Annotated in this window: 2 protein-coding genes; one reads left to right on the forward strand and one right to left on the reverse strand. The window is 70.1% G+C overall.

Translation table 11 applies throughout. The features are described from left to right. Positions 1 to 17 precede the first annotated feature (17 nt). A complete protein-coding gene (gene gadC / locus FHE66_RS01735) occupies positions 18 to 1,496 on the reverse strand; it encodes a putative glutamine/gamma-aminobutyrate antiporter GadC (RefSeq protein ID WP_139071272.1) in 1,479 nt (492 codons plus the stop codon). Between the two features lie 204 nt (positions 1,497 to 1,700). Here gadC and FHE66_RS01740 point away from each other — a divergent pair, with 204 nt between their 5' ends. Next, positions 1,701 to 3,605 carry a BCCT family transporter gene (locus tag FHE66_RS01740; RefSeq protein WP_139071273.1) on the forward strand — a complete coding sequence of 635 codons (1,905 nt, stop codon included), beginning with the start codon at positions 1,701 to 1,703 and terminating at the stop codon, positions 3,603 to 3,605. The last annotated feature ends 48 nt before the right edge of the window (positions 3,606 to 3,653 follow it).

Raw genomic sequence — 3,653 nt, forward strand, 5'->3', positions numbered from 1 at the left:
GTGACCGGGCAGCCCGGTCACCCCGCCCGCGGGCGTTCCCAGGTGAACGGCTCGAAGTCGGGGTCGGCGGTGTCCCAGGACGGGGCACGGAACTGGTAGACGAGGTTGGGCAGCGCGTACATGACGAGGGTCGCCGCGACGAGGATCCCCACGTAGAGGCCGGGGCTGCCGACGTTGATCTGGTCGGGCGGCACGAAGCTGAGGACGTAGGCGAGCGAGGACGCGAGCAGGCCCGCCCCGGCGACGACCCACACGAGGGTGTTGGACCGGCCCAGCCGGAAGGGCCGGGGCCGGTCGCGCTGGGTGTAGCGCAGCCGGATGACGCTGGTGAACATCAGCAGGTACACCGTGAGGTAGAGGATGTTCGCGAGCTGGTTGAGGATCTGGTAGGCCGACTGCACCGAGGGCAGCAGGACGAAGAGGATCGAGACGAGGGTGACGATGCACCCCTGGAGCACCATGATCGTCACTGCGGCGCCGTGCCTGTTCGTGCGGTGGAACGCCCGGGGCAGGTAGCCGGCCCTGGCCACCGCCAGCAGACCGGTCGACGGGCCGGCCGCCCACGTCGTGACGTTGACGAGGACGCCGACGGCGAGCATGACCGCGAGGACCGAGGACGCCCACGGGATGCCCGCCCACCGGAAGACGTCGATGTAGGTGACGAGGATGGCCTCGGTGAGGTTGATGTCGCGCCGGGGCACGATCCACGCGATGGCGAGCGCACCGAGGACGAAGACGAGCACCGTGACGATCGCGGAGAGGAAGATGGCGATCGGGTAGTTCCGGGTCGGGTTGTCGACCTCCTTGACGTGGACGGCGTTCATCTCCATGCCGGCGTACATGAGGAAGATGCTCGCGGCGAGCACGACGGTGCTGAGGCCGGCGAAGTCGGGCAGGAGCTCGCCCCAGGCGACGTCCATCTCCGGGACGTTGCCGGCCACCGCGTAGGCGACGGCGAAGCCGACGAGCACGGTGATCGGGACGAAGACGCCGACGACGCCGCCCCACTTGGCCATCGTGGCGTAGCCGCCGGTACCCCGGAGCGCGACGAGCAGCGCGATCCAGAAGACGACGAGCACGACCCCGAGCACGAAGGCGGGGGTCCCGGCGAGGCTCTGCGCCTCGGACTCGTCGGGGTTGATGTAGGCCAGGGCCACCGCCCCGAAGGTCAGCGACGTCGGGACGAACACGCACACCTGGACCCACAGGAGGAACATCGCCATGAAGCCGAGCCGGCCGCGGAACGCCTCGCCCACCCAACGGAACACCCCGCCCTTCTCCGGCCAGCCGGTGGCGAGCTCGGCCGCGACGAGCGAGACGGGCACGAGGAAGAAGACCGCCGCGAAGAGGAAGTACGTCACAGAGCTCAGCCCGTACTCGGCCTCGGAGGGGAGGTCGTTGAGCGAGACGACCGCGGTGATGTTGAGCAGTGCGAGCCCGAAGACGGTGATCGTGCCGGAGGCCTTCGTGGCGGCGCGCCCTGAGCTCGCAGACACCGCCACCCCCCGACGTGACGCGCAAAAACCAGGGTCCCCGGCCGCGGACCCGGCCCGACCGCCTCGACGCTACTCCCGCCCCGAGGACCCGCAACACGGCCCCTGCGGCCGGGTCGCGGGAGGAGAGATGCGCGGATCCGTGGGAATGAGGCGCATCTCACGTGCTTGGGCGGTCGCGCGGCCTCGCCGCTAATCTGCTCGACCATGACCGACCACCCGAGTCCTTCCACGCCGGGCGGCGCCACCGAGACGCGTGAGGACGGCCGCCGGCCGGAACGCGCCGGTGAACGCGTGCGCCGGGCGATCCGCACCGCCACCACCGAGCCCGCCTTCGGAATCCACCCCGGCCTCGTGCCCGGCATCAGCGTCGAGGACACCGGCGTCCGCTTCCGCACACGGCGCAGCGTCTTCGTCGTCGCCCTCCTCGTCGCGCTCGCCGTGCTCGTCTGGGCCATCGCCGCCCCCACCAACCTCAACGACGTCGGCACGAGCATGCAGAGCTGGGTCGTGGCCCGCTTCGGCTGGCTGTTCAACGGCACCGTCGTCGCCATCGTCATCTTCATGCTCGTCGTCGGCTTCGGTCCCACCGGTCGCATCCGGCTCGGCGCGGACGACAGCACCCCGGAGTACTCGACGGCGTCGTGGATCTCCATGCTCTTCGCCGCGGGCCTGGGGATCGCCCTCATCTTCTACGGGCCGCTCGAGCCGCTGAGCCACTTCCTCACGCCCCCGCCGTGGACCGACGCGCAGGGAGGCACGCCCGAGGCGATCCTGCCCTCGATGGCCTCCTCCTTCCTCCACCAGGCGACCTTCGCCTGGTGCATCTACGCGCTCGTCGGCGGCGCCCTGGCCTACGCCTCCTTCCGCCGCGGCCGCCTGCCGCTCATCTCCTCGCTGTTCGAGCCGGTCTTCGCCGACGGCAACCACCGCGTGCTCGGCAAGGTCATCGACATCTTCGCCGTCCTCGTCACGCTCTTCGGCACGGCGACCTCGCTGGGCATCGGCGCCCTGCAGATCCGCACCGGCACCTCGATCGTCACCGGGCAGGAGCTCGGCACCCCGTTCGTCGTCGTCACCATCAGCGTGCTCACGGTGATCTTCACCTTCTCCGCCGTCGCGGGCATCAAGAAGGGCATCCGGCTGATGTCCAACGCGAACATGACGCTCGTCGTCGTCCTCGCCGTCTTCGCGCTGCTCGCCGGACCGACCTTCTTCCTCCTCGACCTCTTCCCGGCCTCGCTCATCGCCTTCGCCGGCAACCTGCCCGACATGCTCGCCGTCTTCGCGGGCCAGGGCGCCGAGCAGCAGGAGTACCTCACCGCGTGGACCACGCTCTACTGGGCGTGGTGGATCTCCTGGTCGCCCTTCGTCGGGATGTTCATCGCCAAGATCTCCAAGGGACGGTCGCTGCGGCAGTTCGTCGCCGTCGTCGTCTTCGTCCCGTCGGCGATCTCGCTCGCGTGGTTCACCATCTTCGGCGGGACCGCGATCCGGATGAGCCTCGACGGCGTGGGCCTGGGTGTCGAGGGCGCCGGCGAGAACGTCATGTTCGACGTCCTCGGCAACCTCCCCCTCAGCCCGGTCATGTGGGTGCTCTGCCTCGTCGCCATCGTCATCTTCTTCGTCACCGCGGCGGACTCGGCGAGCAACGTCATGGGCTCGATGTCGCAGTCCGGTCGTCCGGTGCCCTCCCGGTCGGTGACGATCGTGTGGGGCGTGGCGCTCGGGCTCCTCGGGCTGTTCCTGCTGCTGGCGGGTGGCCAGAACGCGCTGTCGGGCCTGCAGGCCATCATGGTCACCACCGCGCTGCCCTTCACGGTCATCCTCATCGGGATCATGGTGGCCTGGGCACTGGACCTGCGGCACGACCCGATGATGATCCGCCGTCGCTACGCGCTCGCCGCGATCCGTCAGGGTGTGCGCCGCGGCATCGACGAGCACGGCGACGACTTCGTCTTCGACATCGCCCAGGTGGAGGGGGACGAGGGAGCGGGCGCGGGCTTCGAGAGCGACGACCCCGCCCTCACCCAGTGGTACACCGACTCGGCGCTGCGCGAGGTCGAGGAGGAGCTGCCCGACAGCGTGGCCGGGCGTCAGACCGACGGCTGACCTCGAGCGGGTGGACGAAGGGGCCCGGGCGCGCACTGCGCGCCCGGG

This window comes from Georgenia sp. 311 (genome assembly GCF_006151955.1).
Lineage (GTDB): Bacteria > Actinomycetota > Actinomycetes > Actinomycetales > Actinomycetaceae > Oceanitalea > Oceanitalea wutianyii.

Bases quoted from the DNA above. Each gene is read 5' to 3' on its own strand.
- FHE66_RS01740 (WP_139071273.1), top strand. From the start codon at position 1,701: ATGACCGACCACCCGAGTCCTTCCACGCCGGGCGGCGCCACCGAGACG.